The 15,683-nt window shown below is 47.3% G+C and carries 10 protein-coding genes; 2 read left to right on the top strand and 8 right to left on the bottom strand.

Annotation, left to right across the window (positions count from 1 at the left end; all coding sequences use genetic code 11):
* Positions 1-285: 285 nt before the first annotated feature.
* From hprK to ACTNCK_RS10035, 4 genes are all read right to left on the bottom strand, one after another.
* Positions 286-1,227 (bottom strand): HPr(Ser) kinase/phosphatase, encoded by a 942-nt coding sequence (gene hprK / locus ACTNCK_RS10050; RefSeq protein WP_441082538.1) that lies wholly within the window; start codon positions 1,225-1,227, stop codon positions 286-288.
* 253 nt (positions 1,228-1,480) lie between these two features.
* Positions 1,481-2,323 (bottom strand): carbohydrate ABC transporter permease, encoded by an 843-nt coding sequence (locus ACTNCK_RS10045; RefSeq protein WP_441082535.1) that lies wholly within the window; start codon positions 2,321-2,323, stop codon positions 1,481-1,483.
* Positions 2,320-3,294 (bottom strand): carbohydrate ABC transporter permease, encoded by a 975-nt coding sequence (locus ACTNCK_RS10040; RefSeq protein ID WP_441082533.1) that lies wholly within the window; start codon positions 3,292-3,294, stop codon positions 2,320-2,322. The genes ACTNCK_RS10045 and ACTNCK_RS10040 overlap by 4 nt, the downstream gene beginning before the upstream one ends.
* A gap of 10 nt (positions 3,295-3,304) precedes the next feature.
* Positions 3,305-4,696 carry a carbohydrate ABC transporter substrate-binding protein gene (locus tag ACTNCK_RS10035; RefSeq protein ID WP_441082531.1) on the bottom strand — a complete coding sequence of 464 codons (1,392 nt, stop codon included), beginning with the start codon at positions 4,694-4,696 and terminating at the stop codon, positions 3,305-3,307.
* Positions 4,697-4,893: 197 nt separating this feature from the next.
* Here ACTNCK_RS10035 and ACTNCK_RS10030 point away from each other — a divergent pair, with 197 nt between their 5' ends.
* Positions 4,894-5,655, top strand: a complete 762-nt coding sequence (locus ACTNCK_RS10030; RefSeq protein WP_441082529.1) for a helix-turn-helix transcriptional regulator — start codon at positions 4,894-4,896, stop codon at positions 5,653-5,655.
* A 4-nt stretch (positions 5,656-5,659) separates the two neighbouring features.
* On the opposite strand, the gene ACTNCK_RS10025 is transcribed toward ACTNCK_RS10030, so the two are convergent.
* The 4 genes from ACTNCK_RS10025 to ftsH form a co-directional block, all read right to left on the bottom strand.
* Complete coding sequence (locus tag ACTNCK_RS10025) at positions 5,660-8,083, bottom strand: GH36-type glycosyl hydrolase domain-containing protein (RefSeq protein WP_441082527.1); 2,424 nt, start codon at positions 8,081-8,083, stop codon at positions 5,660-5,662.
* Positions 8,080-10,572 carry a GH36-type glycosyl hydrolase domain-containing protein gene (locus ACTNCK_RS10020; protein ID WP_441082525.1) on the bottom strand — a complete coding sequence of 831 codons (2,493 nt, stop codon included), beginning with the start codon at positions 10,570-10,572 and terminating at the stop codon, positions 8,080-8,082. Before ACTNCK_RS10020 ends, ACTNCK_RS10025 begins: the two co-directional genes overlap by 4 nt.
* Positions 10,573-10,636: 64 nt before the next feature.
* A complete protein-coding gene (uvrC, locus tag ACTNCK_RS10015) occupies positions 10,637-12,517 on the bottom strand; it encodes an excinuclease ABC subunit UvrC (protein WP_441082523.1) in 1,881 nt (626 codons plus the stop codon).
* 63 nt (positions 12,518-12,580) lie between these two features.
* Positions 12,581-14,719, bottom strand: coding sequence for an ATP-dependent zinc metalloprotease FtsH (gene ftsH, locus ACTNCK_RS10010; protein WP_441082521.1), 2,139 nt, complete (start codon positions 14,717-14,719; stop codon positions 12,581-12,583).
* 245 nt (positions 14,720-14,964) lie between these two features.
* Between ftsH and ACTNCK_RS10005 the strand changes: the two genes are divergently transcribed.
* On the top strand, positions 14,965-15,621 hold the full coding sequence (locus tag ACTNCK_RS10005; protein ID WP_441082519.1) for a hypothetical protein: 657 nt from the start codon (positions 14,965-14,967) through the stop codon (positions 15,619-15,621).
* The last annotated feature ends 62 nt before the right edge of the window (positions 15,622-15,683 follow it).

Genomic DNA, 15,683 nt, shown 5'->3' with positions numbered 1-15,683 from the left:
CGCGCCTGCTCATCCGCGCGTTCGCGCTATTGCATCCGCGCATTCGCGCTTTCGCACTTCCAATAAATGAGCGGTGCCGATTCGCAGTCGCTTCGCGCCTGCTCATCCGCGCGTTCGCGCTATTGCATCCGCGCATTCGCGCTTTCGCACTTCCAATAAATGAGCGGTGCCGATTCGCAGTCGCTTCGCGCCTGCTCATCCGCGCGTTCGCGCTATTGATCCAGTCTCTGCCCTCCTCTCTGCACGCAAGCGTGCATCGGAGGCCAGAGACTGTATCAGCACCGCTCATTTATTACGCGAGATGTTTTCGTTGACGCGGCGGTAGAGCTCGGCGGCCGCATTATAGCCCATCTTCTTCTGGCGGTGGTTTACCGCGGCTGTCTCACAGATGATCGCGAGATTTCTTCCGGGGCGGATAGGGAGGGAGTGGCAGACAACCTTCTGACCCAGGATCTCTGTGTACTCATCGTCAAGGCCCAGCCTGTCGTACTCGGTATTGCTGTGCCAGTCCTCTAGCTTTATCACCAGGTCTATGGTCTGGGTATCCTTCACACACTCTACTCCATACAGGCTCTTTACATCTATGATGCCGATACCGCGTAGCTCTATCAGATATTTGGTGACTGCCGGTGAGCTTCCTATAAGCGTATCGTCATTTACACGCCTGATCGCGACCACATCATCCGCTACAAGACGGTGTCCTCTTCGGACCAGCTCAAGAGCTGCCTCTGACTTACCTATCCCGCTTTCCCCTGTGATCAGAAGTCCCTCGCCATATACATCGACAAGCACCCCATGTATGGTCGCCATAGGCGCCAGCTCATATCCCAGAAGCTGTATAAGAGAGGCCTCAAACTGCGATGTCGCCCGTTCTGTACCAAGTACAGGTGTCCCAGCCTTTGTGGCCTCCTCTATGAATGAAGCCTCAGGCTTCAGACCACGGCAGATGATCACAGCCGGTATATTATATGAAAAAAGCTTCTTATAATTCTCATGCCTTTCCTTCTCATCCTTCTGACTGTGCAGATAGGCATACTCGACCATTCCAATGAGCTGGATCCTGTTGGAATCGAAATGCTCATAGAATCCAGTCAGCTGAAGAGCCGGTCTGTTGATATCCCTTACCTTGATGAAACATTTGGAAAGGTCTATGCTTTCGGTAAAATTATTAAGAGAGAGCTTGTCAGCTATCTCCTGTATGCTTGCGCCTTCTTCCTGCAATGCCATGTCATTTCCTTTCTCAAATAAAAAACAGGGGCATGGACTTTTCTAGTCCTCGTCCCTATATTCTAAGAGTGAGTTCTGCTTTTGTCAAATTAAAAAAAAGCTGTTCTTCTGGCCAGCTATTGTCACTAATATAATTCATCCCTTATTCCTCGTCAATGATCATAAGGACAAAAAACAGGACTCCCGGCAGAACCGGGAATCCTGTTGTTAAACGTTATCAGAATCATATGGATAAGAAACCAGCCCTCATCGGCTATTCCTTTACTCCACCGAGCGTGATCCCTGCTATTATGAAGCGGGAGAGGAAGATGTAGACTATGATGATAGGTACTATTGCAAGAAGTATCATCATATAGATCTTTCCCATATCGAATGTCATATAATCAGCGCCCCGCAGGGTCGCTATAAGAATCGGAAGAGTCATCTTATCCTTGCTCTGGATCACAAGGGCAGGTACGAAGTAATTGTTCCAGGCGCCAACAAAGGTGAATATTGCCTGGACTGCTATTGCAGGCTTCATTATAGGTATCACTATCCGGTTGAAGGTATTGAACTCACCCGAGCCGTCTATACGTGCTGCCTCCACGAGTGCCACCGGCAGAGACGACTGCATGTAGGAGTACATGAAATAGAATACCGCCGGTGAGGCGATAGAAGGAAGGATGAGAGGAAGGAGACTGTCGTACATTCCCATCCTGGTAATCAGCCTTAGGAAACCAAGTGCGGTGACCTGAGTAGGCATGACCATTATCGCCATTATGAAGGTGAAGGCCGGCTTTCGGAGCCTGAAATCATATACATAGAGTCCGTAAGCCGTCAGTGCTGAGAAATAGGTACATATCCCAGCACAGCAGGCAGATACTATAAGGCTGTTAAGTACGCCTCTTACGACAGGGATCGTACCATCATTTATCACATTTGTCAGGTTCCTTATGAAATTTCCACCTGGCAGAAAGGCGAAGCCCTTCTGAAGCTGCACATGAGATCTTGTCGCATTGATGATCAGTATATAGAAGAAGAACAGACACATAAAGCATAGTATCACGAGTACTATATGCGCTATAAGAGTAATAACTTTCTCTGAAGCAGTTTTCATGCCGCGTCTCCTTTCCTGGTCATTTTTCTCATTTTCTTTTCTCTTTTTCTGGCGGCCTTCGCCTCTGTTTCATCGGTGTTTATCATCCGATAGACAATGAAACAGAGGATACCGCTCAGGATAAAGAGGTATATAGAAATAGCTCCCGCCATTCCGTAGTTCTTGGACTTCAGATAATTGTTCAGAAGCATAATAAGTGTCATAGACGTGCGGTCAGGTGTGCCTATACCATTGGTAAGGATCTGAGGCACATCAAACATCTGAAGTCCACCAATCATAGATGTTATCAGGGTATATGTAAGGATCGGACGGATCAGAGGCAGGGTAATCCTGAAGAATATCTGCCTGTGATTGCATCCGTCGATCTTTGCCGCCTCAAACAGCTCCGGATTCACTCCGTTTATAGCCGCCATCAGCATTATTGTCGTATTTCCAAACCACATCAGGAAGTTCATAAGAGCTATAAGCCCCCTGGTCCCTGTCACAGAGGACAGGAACTTTATAGGATGACCGGCATGTACGACACCGATCTGATGCAGAAAGGAATTGACAGGACCCGAATCTGAAAACAGGGTAAAGAACAGCATTGCAAAAGCGCTAGCCATTATCAGGTTGGGGAGATAGATTATCACCTCGTAAGCCTTACGTCCTTTCAGATTCAGATGCTGATCGGTAAACCATGAGGCCAGAAGAAGCGCTATCACGATCTGCGGGATAAATCCCAGTATCCAGAGAATAAAGGTATTCGCTGTATACTTCAGCATATGAGCCTTTAATACAGCCCCATAGTTACCCAGGCCGATGAAGTTCGGTCCCACTATCTTAAGTCCGGAGAAATAATACTCATAGAAGCTGTTCTTTATCGTATCGAAGAGCGGTATCAGTGAAAATACCAGGAATGAGATAAAGAAAGGCGCTATAAATATGTATCCGTATCTTGAATAATTTTTCTTTTTTCGGGTCTTTTTCATAGCTTATTCCTTATTCAGGCCACTCTACCTTCTTAAGATCTGAATATCTCTCAAAGATAGCAGTCTCAAAATTCTTCTTTGCCTTTTCGAAGGACACCTTTCCATTGAAGTAGTCACCGAATGCATTCTGGAAACACTCTCCGCAGCCCTGGTCATAGGCAGTAATCTTGTCCATCTTGATGTTTTCTGCATTAGGAGCGAAATACTTGTAAGGATTCTCTCCGCCAAGGAAATCAGATGCTCCCTTCGAATCATCAGAAGCATATTCCTTCATTCCTGAAACAGTATTTGTGTAATCAAGAGTCTTGTCAGTGATCTTTAACAGGGTATCCTTATCGGCTGTAAGCTTGAGCATTACATCCTTTATAAGCTTCTGGTTGTCGCTTCCCTGGCATCCCAGGATAAAGGATCCACCCCAGTTATAAGCCTGAGGTCCGTCACATACTGCCCAGTCGCCCTTTCCGGCGTCTCCGGTATTTGGCTGGATAGTGAAATTGATACCCCATGCCGGGAAGAACCATCCGAATACCTTGGAGTCAGCTCCCTGATCCTTGTTCCAGTCGTCTGTCCACTGGCCTGAAACCTTATGGTTGTATCCCTCGTCTGTGAACTTCTTTGACTGCTCGACCCACTTCATCAGGTTAGGATCAACTGTTACTGTATCGCCATTGACCCATGGCTTTGAAACGTTGTTTCCGAATACACGGTAGGTATCTGCTCCCATTGATGAAAGCATATAGTAGCCCTTGCTCTTAAGCTCTCCGGCTGACTTCTCAAAGCTGTCCCAGTCCTTAACCTTCTCCTGGATCTTTTCCGGATCATCCGTGCCGAAGGCATCCTTTGCTATACCCCTTCTGTATACGAAGAGTCCCGGGCAGGCCTGCCAGCTTACTGCACGAAGATTGCCATCTGCATCAGTAGCTGCATCCTTTGTATACTGATACTGGTCAGCAAGGTCCTTGTCAGGGTCTATTCCCAGATCCTTTACCGGGATTGCCACATCAGCATCCTTGTCAATGTACTTGTTCAGATAGTCGGTCTCTGCGAGGAAGATATCTATCTTCTCATCGTCCGGAGCCGTTGCCTGCTTCTGCAGAGCCTCATCAAGCTTCTGCTGGTAGACTCCATCCTGGTTCGGATTGATCGTCCACTTTACAATCGTTCCATCCTTAAGGGTAGTTTTCGTCTTGTCCTTTGAGACCTCCTTTACATCAGGATAGAACTCATTGAATCTGCTCTCGAACTCATCATTCCAGCTCCAGACATTAAGGACCTTTCCCTGCTTCTCTGATGTTTCCTTGTTCCCTGCGCCAGTCCCCTTCCCTGAAGAAGCTCCGCAGCCTGCAAACATTGTAACTGTCATGGCAGAAATAAGCGCCAGACCTAAGATTCTTCTCTTCATTACTTTTTCCTCCTTTGAAAATACATCTGATGAAGATAAGATAATTATATTCATACTGACTCATGCTTTATACAAAATGGCTCGCAAAAATATCAGATTCATGTCATAGCAGCTTATTAAACCTGATATTTTCAAAGATTGACGAAATCGATTTTTATAGTCCTTGCAAAACACGCAGAATATGTTAACATGAACTCATGAGTGAAAAATTTATTGATTTCGAGATAAAAAAAGATGACGATGACGAGAAGCACAGGGCCTATTCCGAGGAAATGGCCTTCTGCAATGCCGTTGCAAGCGGAGACATAGATACCATCCGTAAGAATTGCCAGGCCAGACGTTTCTCCAATAAGAAAGGTGTCGGCATACTCTCAAAAGACCCGGTCCAAAACCTCAAGTACCACTTCGTGATCACGGCTGCCATGCTGACCCGTGTATGCTTAAAGCAGGGAGTGATCGAGGAGCAGTGCTTCAGGCTAAGCGATTTCTATATACAGAAGCTCGATCTCCTGTTTACTGAGGATGCTGTATGTGATCTGCATGACGAAATGGTAATGGAATTTACCAGGATGATGAGGCTTACTCACGACCCTGCCAACCTGTCAAAGCCTATAGCGTCTGCTATCAATTATATCTATATCCATGGCAACGAGCCCCTGTCTGTAGATATAATATCCCAGGCCGTCGGTGTCTCCCCCAGCTACCTTTCCCGTCTCTTCAAGAAGGAGATGGGTGTCTGCATCAGCGAATATATAAGACAGAAAAAAATAGAGACTGCGGTAAATCTCTTACGCTACAGTCCCTATAGTATGGTCGATATTGCCAACCGGCTTTCGTTTTCCTCTCAAAGCCATTTCATCCAGACCTTCAAGAGGGTGATCGGAATCACTCCTCTTAAATATCGTGAGAAGTATGGAAAGAGCGAGTGGAAGGTCGGTGACTCCCCTGACTGGCTCTGACCAGCTATGATATGGTCAGAACTATCCTGTTTTCTCCTGTCTTTAGCATTGACTCAGGAATATAAGAGTCTTCTGTTCTGATATCGTTTACTGTCATTTCCTTACATCCGCTTTCCTTATGTCCTGGGTTTAATACCTCTATATGAAGCCTGTGTCCTCTGAAGTCCTTTTCTATCTCGAGCTTATCCCATTCTTTCGGGATAGATGGACTGATACAGATCCCGTTCATATCAGGCCTGATCCCAAGTATTCCCTCTACTGCTCCCACCATCATAGTGGATGCAGTTCCTGTAAGCCAGTGCACATGACTTTCCCCGAAATGAGGGGAAGCCTTTCCCTCTGTAAACTGTCCATAGCAGTATGGCTCCATCCTCCTGATCTCTGCCCTGTCATTCCAGGCGGCAGGATTATTTTCCATGAAATACATGAAGGCCTTATCTCCATTCCCTCTGAGAGCCTCAGCCAGAACCAGCCATCCCTGAGTCTGTGAGAATATACCTGCATTCTCCTTTGTTCCCTGATTATAGATCACCCCGAAGGCTCCGTCAAAGGCATGAGCATGATATGGCGGATCCATAAGCATGGCTCCATACTCTGTATTAAGCGTCATGTAAACATTTTCCATAGCCTTATCAGCCAAAGCACCTGATGCCAGTCCGCTAATAACCGACCAGGTCTGGGGATTAAGCCAGAGTGAGGCCTCAGGATCGCCTGCTGCTCCTATCCTTTTGCCATCCTCCGTGATCCCCCGGATGAAGCGGTCACCATCCCAGAACTTTTCATTTATAAGCTTCTCAAGTCCTGCCCTCATGATTCCAAGCTCTTCGGCATACTTATATTCTCCCTTATTCTCTGCAAAGGTCCTCTGGATCCTTATCGCATAGTAATACTGAAAGGCCACAAAGGCTGATTCGCCCTTTTCCCCAAGTCTCAGACAGTCGTTCCAGTCTGCATAGAGTCCGGCCGGAAGCTGATCCTTTCCCAGATGGGCCGCGGAGAAGGCCAGTGCTCTTTTCAGATGCTCGAATACAGACCCCTGATCCTTATCTGCAAATGGGATCACCTTATCGAGAAAGGCATGATCCCCTGTCTCTGCTATATATTTGTATACAGTAGGGAAAAGCCATAGTGCATCATCAGCTCTGTATGCAGGATGACCGGTTTCCTTTACATAGGACTCGTCGTCTGGAGTATCCTCGTATCCCGGCCTGTGAGTAAACTTCACCAGAGGAAGGCCCGCTCCATTAGCTGCCTGAGCGCTCAGCATGAATTCAAGCTTTGTCTTTGCCATGGCAGGATTCAGATGGATTATTCCCTGAATATCCTGTACCGTATCCCTGTATCCGTATCCGTTCCTGAGTCCACAGTATACAAATGAGGCTGCTCTGGACCAGATGAAGGTCATATAGCAGTTATAGGCATTCCAGATATTTACCATCTCATCGAACTCAGGAGACGGAGTCTTTACCGAAAATGCCTGTAGCCTATCATCCCAGAGCCTTCTTATGGCCCCGATCTCCTTTTCACATACCTCTTTGGTATCCCTCTTGTAGTGGTCAACTATTTCCCCGGCCTGCTGATCGTGCTGCATTCCCAGGACAAAGGCTATGGTCCTTTCCTCTCCGACAGCAAGCTCTATCACGGTAGAAAGAGCCCCGCAGCTTATTCCATTTACCCCGTCTGTATTTCCAAGGCTTCCTCTCTCCACGCCAACCGGATTACCGTAGCTGTGATATCTTCCAAGAAAGGCATCCCTGTCACCGCAATAAGTCGAGACATCTGCGCCGGCAAGTCCGAAGAACCGCTCGGTCACTCCCTTACCGTCTATCTGCTCTCCCTCCTCTGAGACAGCATCCAGATTTCCATGGATCCTCTGCATTATCCTGTCATCATGGAAGACCGTGCTTGTTATGAATCTCGAATACTGCAGATTCACCTGATCCTGCTCATAGTCGCTGTGGCAGGTAAACTCAGCAAAGCCTGTCAGAGTAAGTTCTCTTGGCCTGTCTGAATCATTTCTTACCGTAAGGGCCCATACCTCATATAAGGCTCCCTCCGGCACATAATACATAGCCTTGCCGTGAATACCGTTGCAGTCGCTTTCCATTATAGTATAACCAAGCCCGTGTCTTGTTATGCAGCGGTACTGGTCCAGGGGCTTTCCTACCGGCTGCCAGGAGGCTGACCAGTAGTCTGATGTCTTATTATCCCTTATATAGATATATCTTCCCGGCCTGTCCTGCCCGTCAAAGACATAGCGGAGTATCCTGCCCTTTGCTCCCGACCTCTCAAAGCTGTAGCCTCCGGCATTATTTGAGATGATTGCACCGTATTCAGGTGATCCCAGATAATTGGCCCAGGCCTCCGGTGTGTCCGGACTGTCTATCACATATTCTTTTTTTTCGTTGTCGAAATATCCGTATCTCATCGATCCTTCCTTCCAAGCGTTACTCTGTATCTGTTTGCGTCTCTTGTAATATCTGTCACCCTGTATTCGCCGTAGTCTAACATTTCCTTATTCACATAGGTGACCTCTACCTGCTGGCCTGCAAAGCAGAGACTGATAGAAGCAATTCCATCCTTATCGAACTGTTCCCTTACAAGCTTTGGAACCATTACCAGTCTGCCCTGCTCTCCTCTGACTCCGAACGACTCGCATATTATCGTCATCAGATACCAGCTGGCTGCCCCTGTAAGATACTGATATTTGCCACGGCCCTCATTATCAAAGTATTCCGGTATACCCGGATACTGTCTTGCGTGCGAAAAATCTGACGAAGCGTCATATAAGGCCTTGAGAGCCTTATAGCCCTCTCTTACAAAGCCTCTTTTGTAGAGAGCGTTTGCATACATTACTGCCATATGGGAAAAAACTGCTCCGTTCTCCTTTTCTCCATAAGCAAAGCCAAACATCCTCCCCAGGTCTGACTTTATCTCGCCGAAATCGGTATTAAGCCTGTAGCCTCCACAGCTGCCGTCGAACAGATATCTGTCAGCCGATTCGCATATACTCTCTACCTGGCCATCCGTTGCGACTCCACTCGCTATTGTAAAGACCTGACCGGTCAGCATCATTCTGACCTGTCCACCGATCTCTCCCTCTACCTGTCTGCCGGAATTATCATAATAGCTGTTATACCAGCCGAGATTGAGCCACTCCTGCCTTCTGATCGTCTCTGTAAGAGCATCGGCCTTTTTTTTCAGATCATCAGCTATTTCTTTTGGATCAAATTCTGTCCTGGTCCAGTCAGATGAGGCCTCATAATACTTCTCCAGCACACCTTCCCTCTTTTCTCCTGAGAGAAGAATGCCTGTTGCCTTAGCAAGGCTTATACTCTTTTCTGTAAGACCCGAAAGAAGCTCTGATAGTCCTCTCAGATTTCCTGCATAGGCAGCGGTAAAGGCTACGCTCTCTCCCTTTTCAGATGCCATATCAAGCGCGTCGTTCCAGTCCGCTCCGCGAAGTCTCATGATCTGATGATCACCTACGTCAAAATATGCGCACAGATGCTCTATAAGCAAATGCTCAAGCAGGCTTCCTCTTTTCTGGGGCTTATCAGGATCATATCCGCTATCAAGGGCATATCCCCTTTTTATCTGAGCATCCGCAAAATACGGTGCCTCCTCAAAAAGGACGCTTCTATCCCCTGTCTGGTCAATATAGAATCTTACTGTAATAAATGGCCACATGGCATGGTCCATCCAGACTCTTGAGATACCGTTTCTGTCGGCTACAAACTCTCCGGGAGCCTCTCCTATGATGGTCGCATTGGTCCCGTCTGTCCTTACTCCTCCTATATTATTTATTATCTGCTCCCTTACTCCTTCCGGATTCATTATAAGAAGCGAGAGGCAGTCCTGCCAGAGATCCCTCCAGCCTCTTCCCCCTCTGCCATAATCATGGTAGGGCAGAAATGAGCAGCCATATATCCGTCTCAATATCGGCTGGAATGCCACCCATTTCATGAATCTGTCAAAATCGCCATTCCCGGTATGGAACGATACGTTCACCTGTCTTTCCCAGTATTCCCCTGGATTTTCAGGCTCATTTGTCTCACCATCCCCCACCCCTGCCTGGATGATATATCTCCTGCTTTCTCCCGGAGCAAGTCTTACCGGCAAAAATCTGATAGCTCCGGCGACCTCCTTGCCGGCAAAGCTCTGTCCTGGTCCGAACGGACTTAGATCCTTATATATGGCTGCCGGATGAGTATAGGTTCCTCCTTCTCCGAGGAAGCTCTCCTCTGTCGGATAGAATCCTTTTATCCTTGCTCCCTCTCCCTTCACAAAATATGAGGTATGATTGATCCTGTGTCCCCTCTCATCAAAGGACATTGTCGGGCTGACTACTATCCCGTCATCTCTCGTCTCTATCCTGTGGAGCATGGAGGTCACATTCCTGTGATCCCTTATATTGTCAGCACTTCTGCCATAGATTGGATAGACAGAAACTCCCTCTATGGTCTGTGCCTGATCCGATCTGTTAGTGATCCTTACCTCCATCACTTCTGTGTTTTCGTCCTTTTTTACATATGAGGTGATCTCAGAGGACAGACCGTATTTATCAGATGTCCTTTCAAGTCTCTGCCACATGAAGCCGGCTGTGATCCGGCTCTTATCCTGTCTGTCTGTAAATCTGTCGTTTTCTGCCTCGGCAGAAGAGCCGCATGCCGACCAGGCCCCCTTTTCTGTTATACACCAGAAGTTCCTGGTTTTTCTGTTATCTGACAGTCCATTCACACATACAGGCTCAAGCAGGAAATGCTCCTGATCTGTCTTGGCGTCTCCTCCCAGATCAGGCGAAAAGCAGCTTTTAAGCCCTTTCTCGCCTGCCGACGGCAGATAGAGCAGGCTCGTCTCCTCCGGGGCATCCATTGTAAATGTCCCGTTATCATCAATGAATCTAATATTACCCATAGCACATATCTCCTTTGTACCTGGTATTTTCTTATATTCATTGAAAAAAATATATCAAACCGCTTTATATTTTATCGGATTCATGTACAGAGTTTCCTGACCTGTGCAGGAAATTATAGACCTGGTCTGCTACCGCCTCGTTCATAGTCTCTGTAGACGCCAGATCCTCGACAGAAGCCTCACGGATCGCCTCAGCCGTCACATACTTCTTCATAAGCGCCCGCCGTCTTGTCGGTCCGATACCTGGTATGTCATCAAGGAAGCTCTTCACCTGATTCTTGCCTCGGAGTGACCTGTGGTATTCTATCGCAAAGCGGTGGGCCTCGTCCTGAAGCCTGGTGATAAGCTTGAAGGCCTCAGATGAGCGGTCTATAGGCAGCTCCATATTGTTATATAACAGCCCTCTTGTCCTGTGATGGTCATCCTTTACCATTCCACATACCGGTATATCAAGCCCCAGCTCATCCATTACCTCCAGAGCAATATTTACCTGTCCTCGTCCGCCGTCCATCATTATCACATCCGGGAATCTGGTGAAGCTCCCTGTCTCCACGGTCTTTCCGCTCTCCCTTTCTAAAAGTCCATGGGTGAAGCGTCTTGTAAGGACCTCCTTCATCGATGCATAGTCATTAGGTCCCTCGACTGTCTTTATCCGAAACTTTCGATAGTCATTCCTAAGTGGCTTGCCGTGATCGAAGACTACCATTGAACCAACTGACTGATAACCCATTGTATTTGAAATATCATAGGCCTCCATACGCTCAATCCCCGGAAGTCCCAGGATATCGGACAGTTCCTTCATAGCTCCTATGGTTCTGCCCTCCTCTCTCCTTATCCTCTCCCTGTCCTTTGTCAGTATCATAGAGGCATTCTTCCATGCCAGCTCAACAAGCTTCTCCTTTTTCCCTCTCTTGGGAGTCACTATATGAACAGCGCCCCCTTTCTTTTCCGTCAGAAATTCTTCAAGCGTCCCCTGGTCAGACAGCTCCTCCTGAACGAATATCTCCTTAGGCACAAAAGGAGTCCCTGAATAGAACTGCTGTATAAAGGTGCTTATCAGCTCGCCCTTATCATCATCCTCACGCAGGTTCAGGAAGAAATGGTCTCTTCCTATCATCCTGCCTCCTCTGATAAAGAATACTACTGCACAGGCATCCTCTCTGTCCCTTGCAATGGCAAGGATATCCCTGTCCTCTCCATCTGTATCTGTGATCTTCTGCTTCTGGACACACATCCTTACCGCTTCGATCTCATCCCTGAATCCGGCTGCCTTTTCAAACTCCATCTCAGAGGCTGCTGCCTTCATCTTCTCTGTCAGCTGGTCGACTACCGGCTGATAATCACCCTCGAGAAACCTGATGGCTGCCCTTACGTTTTCCATATATTCCTGCTCGGATATATAGCCCTGACATACGCCGGGGCACTGCCTGATATGGTAGTTGAGGCAGGCCCTTTCCTTCCTTATATCCCTCGGAAATACCCTCTTGCAGGTTCTCAGATGAAACAGTCTGTTTGTAAGCTCTATAGTCTCCCTGACATCTCCTGCCGATGTGAATGGTCCGAAATACCTGGATCTGTCCCTTTGGACCTTCCTGGAGAAAAGCACTCTCGGGAAATGCTCTCCCAGTGTGACTCTTATATAGGGATAGGTCTTGTCATCACGGAGCATGGTATTATACTTAGGCCTGTGCTCCTTGATCAGATTGTTTTCTAGAACCAGGGCCTCAAGCTCAGAGTCCGTTACTATATACTCGAAATGATCGATATGATCGACCATCTGCCTCTTCTTTATCCCTTCGTCATGGGAGGGCTGGAAATACTGATGCACTCTTTTGGTCAGGCTTTTGGCCTTGCCTATATAGATTATTGCATCAGTCTTATCATGCATTATATATACACCCGGAGAATCCGGGATCTTTTTCAATTCTTCAGATATATCAAACATTTCAAAAATTAAATACAGGCGTCTCCTGACCGGAAACGCCCGTATACCTTTCATAAGCTATAATCATTCATCGAAGATATCATCACCTGTGACCTCAGGGCCCTTTGTGCCTGATGTCTCATCCGGATTATCCTTCTGGCTTGTCTTTGAAGACTCATAGGAATCCATTTCCTTCTGAAGCCTTTCTGCGACCTCCTGATCCTTCTTTACCTTTTCATCATCACTATCAGAAGAAGGCTCGGCCTCGATTCCTGTGATTCGGCGGAACATATCCATGAATTCCTTGCCGGTGATAGTCTCCTTCTTATAGAGATACTCTGATATCTGATCAAGTGCACTTCTATATCTGCTTAAAAGCTCAACTGCTCTCTTATAGGCTCTGTCGATTATGGCATGAACCTCGTTATCGACCTCGGCTGCTGTAGCCTCACCACAGGTCATCTGGGCTCCTCCATCGAGATACTGGCTCTCAACCGTCGCAAGTCCCATCATTCCGAACCTGTCACTCATTCCGAATCTGGTGACCATGTTTCTGGCTATGCTTGTTGCCTTTTCTATATCATTGGCAGCTCCGCTCGTGATCGAATGGAACACTATATCCTCAGCCGCACGGCCTCCCATGAAGGTAGCTATATCCTCCTCAAGCTCCTCCTTTGACTGGAGGAACTTCTCCTCCTCCGGGGTCTGAAGGGTATATCCGAGTGCTCCCATGGTACGCGGGACTATAGTGATCTTCTGTACCGGATCTGTATTCTTCTGCAGAGCAGATACCAGTGCATGACCCACCTCATGATAGGAGACTATATGTCTTTCCTTATCACTCATAGGACGATCCTTCTTCTCCTTGCCTCCTACGGCTACTCTCTCGAAGGCCTCGAAAAGATCAGGCTGTGATACGAACTCCCTGCCATTCTCTACTGCAAGGATCGCTGCTTCATTTATGATATTGGCGAGATCAGAGCCTACCAGTCCTGCTGATGCAAGCGCAATAGCCTCAAGATCACAGGTCGAATCCATCCTTACATCCTTGGCGTGCACCCTGAGTGTCTCAAGACGTCCCTTCATATCCGGTCTGTCTACTATGATACGTCTGTCGAATCTTCCAGGACGCAGAAGGGCCTTATCGAGGACCTCCGGCCTGTTAGTCGCTGCAAGGATCAGAAGTCCCTTTGATGTGTCAAATCCGTCCATCTCCGCAAGCAGCTGGTTTAGTGTCTGCTCACGTTCATCATTGCCTCCTCCGTATCTCGAATCACGCGACTTTCCGATCGCATCGATCTCATCGATGAAGATGATACAAGGGGCCTGTCTCTTGGCCTCGTTGAACAGATCCCTTACTCGGCTTGCTCCTACTCCGACGAACATCTCAACGAAGTCTGAACCGGCCAGCGAGAAAAAAGGCACTCCGGCCTCTCCTGCTACTGCCTTGGCAAGCAGGGTCTTTCCTGTTCCAGGAGGACCTACAAGCAGGGCTCCCTTCGGCAGCTTGGCTCCGATCCTTGTATATCTGTCAGGGTTCTTCAGGAAATCGACGACCTCCTGAAGGGACTCCTTTGCCTCATCCTGTCCTGCGACATCGGCAAAGGTAACTCCTGTTGCCTTCTGCACGTATACCTTGGCATTACTCTTCCCGACGCCTCCGAGCATGCCGCCGGCGCTTCCCATCCGTCTCATTACTACTGCAAAAATGATCCAGATGATGATAAGCGGTACGATAAACGAAATGATATTGTAGAGAAGCGCAGATGTCGAGGATGAATCCTCACGGTTTATTGTCACATTATTCTGCTTCAGTAACGGCAAAAGGTCATCGTCGTCCAGATAGCCTGTGTAATAATTGACCTCAAGCTTCTGTCCTGTGCTCTGCTGATAGAGCTCCTGCTGGGTCTTATCCTCCGTATTCGCGTAGAAATCAGAATCAGCTCTGACCTTGAAGTTGATCTTTGATCCATCAAAGGTAACTGACTTAAGCTCATTCTTCTGGGCCAGCTTAAAGAACTTGTCGTAGCTTACCTTCTGACTTGCGCTGCTTCCGATTCCCTTGTAAAGAAGTGTCACTATAAACAGCGCTATCAGTGAAAATAATACAAACGCTATTATCGGGTTGAACTTAGGATTCTGATTCCCGTCCGGGCCTCCGTTTCCGCCATTTGGATCTCCGTTTCCTCCGTTATTATTGCTATAAAAATTATTGTCGTCCAATAGATCACCTGCTTTCTGTTATTGCTGCCCTCTTCTACCTTAAATAACAGTCACCCTGTTATTATAAAGAAATTATTGAATAAAAGCAAGGAAAGGGCCAGCCATTCATAAAACTTTCACAGTCATTTGTTATTCAAGACTAATGTTTCCTGCTTTAGTGCCGAAATTGTTTGTATAAGAAGTAATGACAATAAAAGGACAGACACAGGAAAGGGGCCTGTAGCTTGATAGAAAGGAGCAGTCAGATGTACTGGAAAGAATACTACGATAGGTTTTATGACTGGTCGGAAAACATAGAAATAATGAAGCTTTCAGACCTCGAAGCACTCGGCCCCGCAGATCAGGTAACTGAGATAATCGCTATGATCAGCACTCACCGCCCGGATATCTCCGAGAGGATAGCCCGCATGGCTCTTGCCCAGAAGATAAGCTTTTCCGGAGATGATTTAGCAAGGATGTCTGGCTTTGTAAATGAAGAGCTTGTATACCAGCTCCTCATGCAGTCGGCCGGATCATTCAGTGAAAAAGACTTTGCTGCTCTTGAAAAAGTTATCGATCCTGATATACTTAGGACCCTGCGTGGTTTAGACTCCCAGGATGAAACTTCTAAGGATCCAGCCGGAGTATTTTCCGCAACTCCTTACGCTTTTAACAATCATGAGCATGATCAACTTTCTGCTAGCAATAATAAGCCAAGAAAACGCTCCTCAGAACTCATTAAAGTGGAAGAAAAGGACAAGAAGACTTTCTACGATCTTTTTTCAGGATGCATGAATGGCAACAATAACGAGAAAATGAGCTACGATACATGCAGATACAACGCATTTCTAGATAGGCTGCTGCTTGCGATCGGTAATATCGGAATCATAGAGTCTGTGATGAAGGCAGGGGTCAGGGTATAGAGGTTAGGTTCCATAACCTAGCCCCTTTTCTATAGCAAAAAAAATCCGCCGGGATAATCCCG

Origin of the sequence: Candidatus Weimeria sp. HCP3S3_B5 (assembly GCF_052064335.1) — a bacterium.
GTDB lineage: Bacteria > Bacillota > Clostridia > Lachnospirales > Lachnospiraceae > Weimeria.
This window is presented reverse-complemented; position numbering and strand designations above follow the sequence as displayed.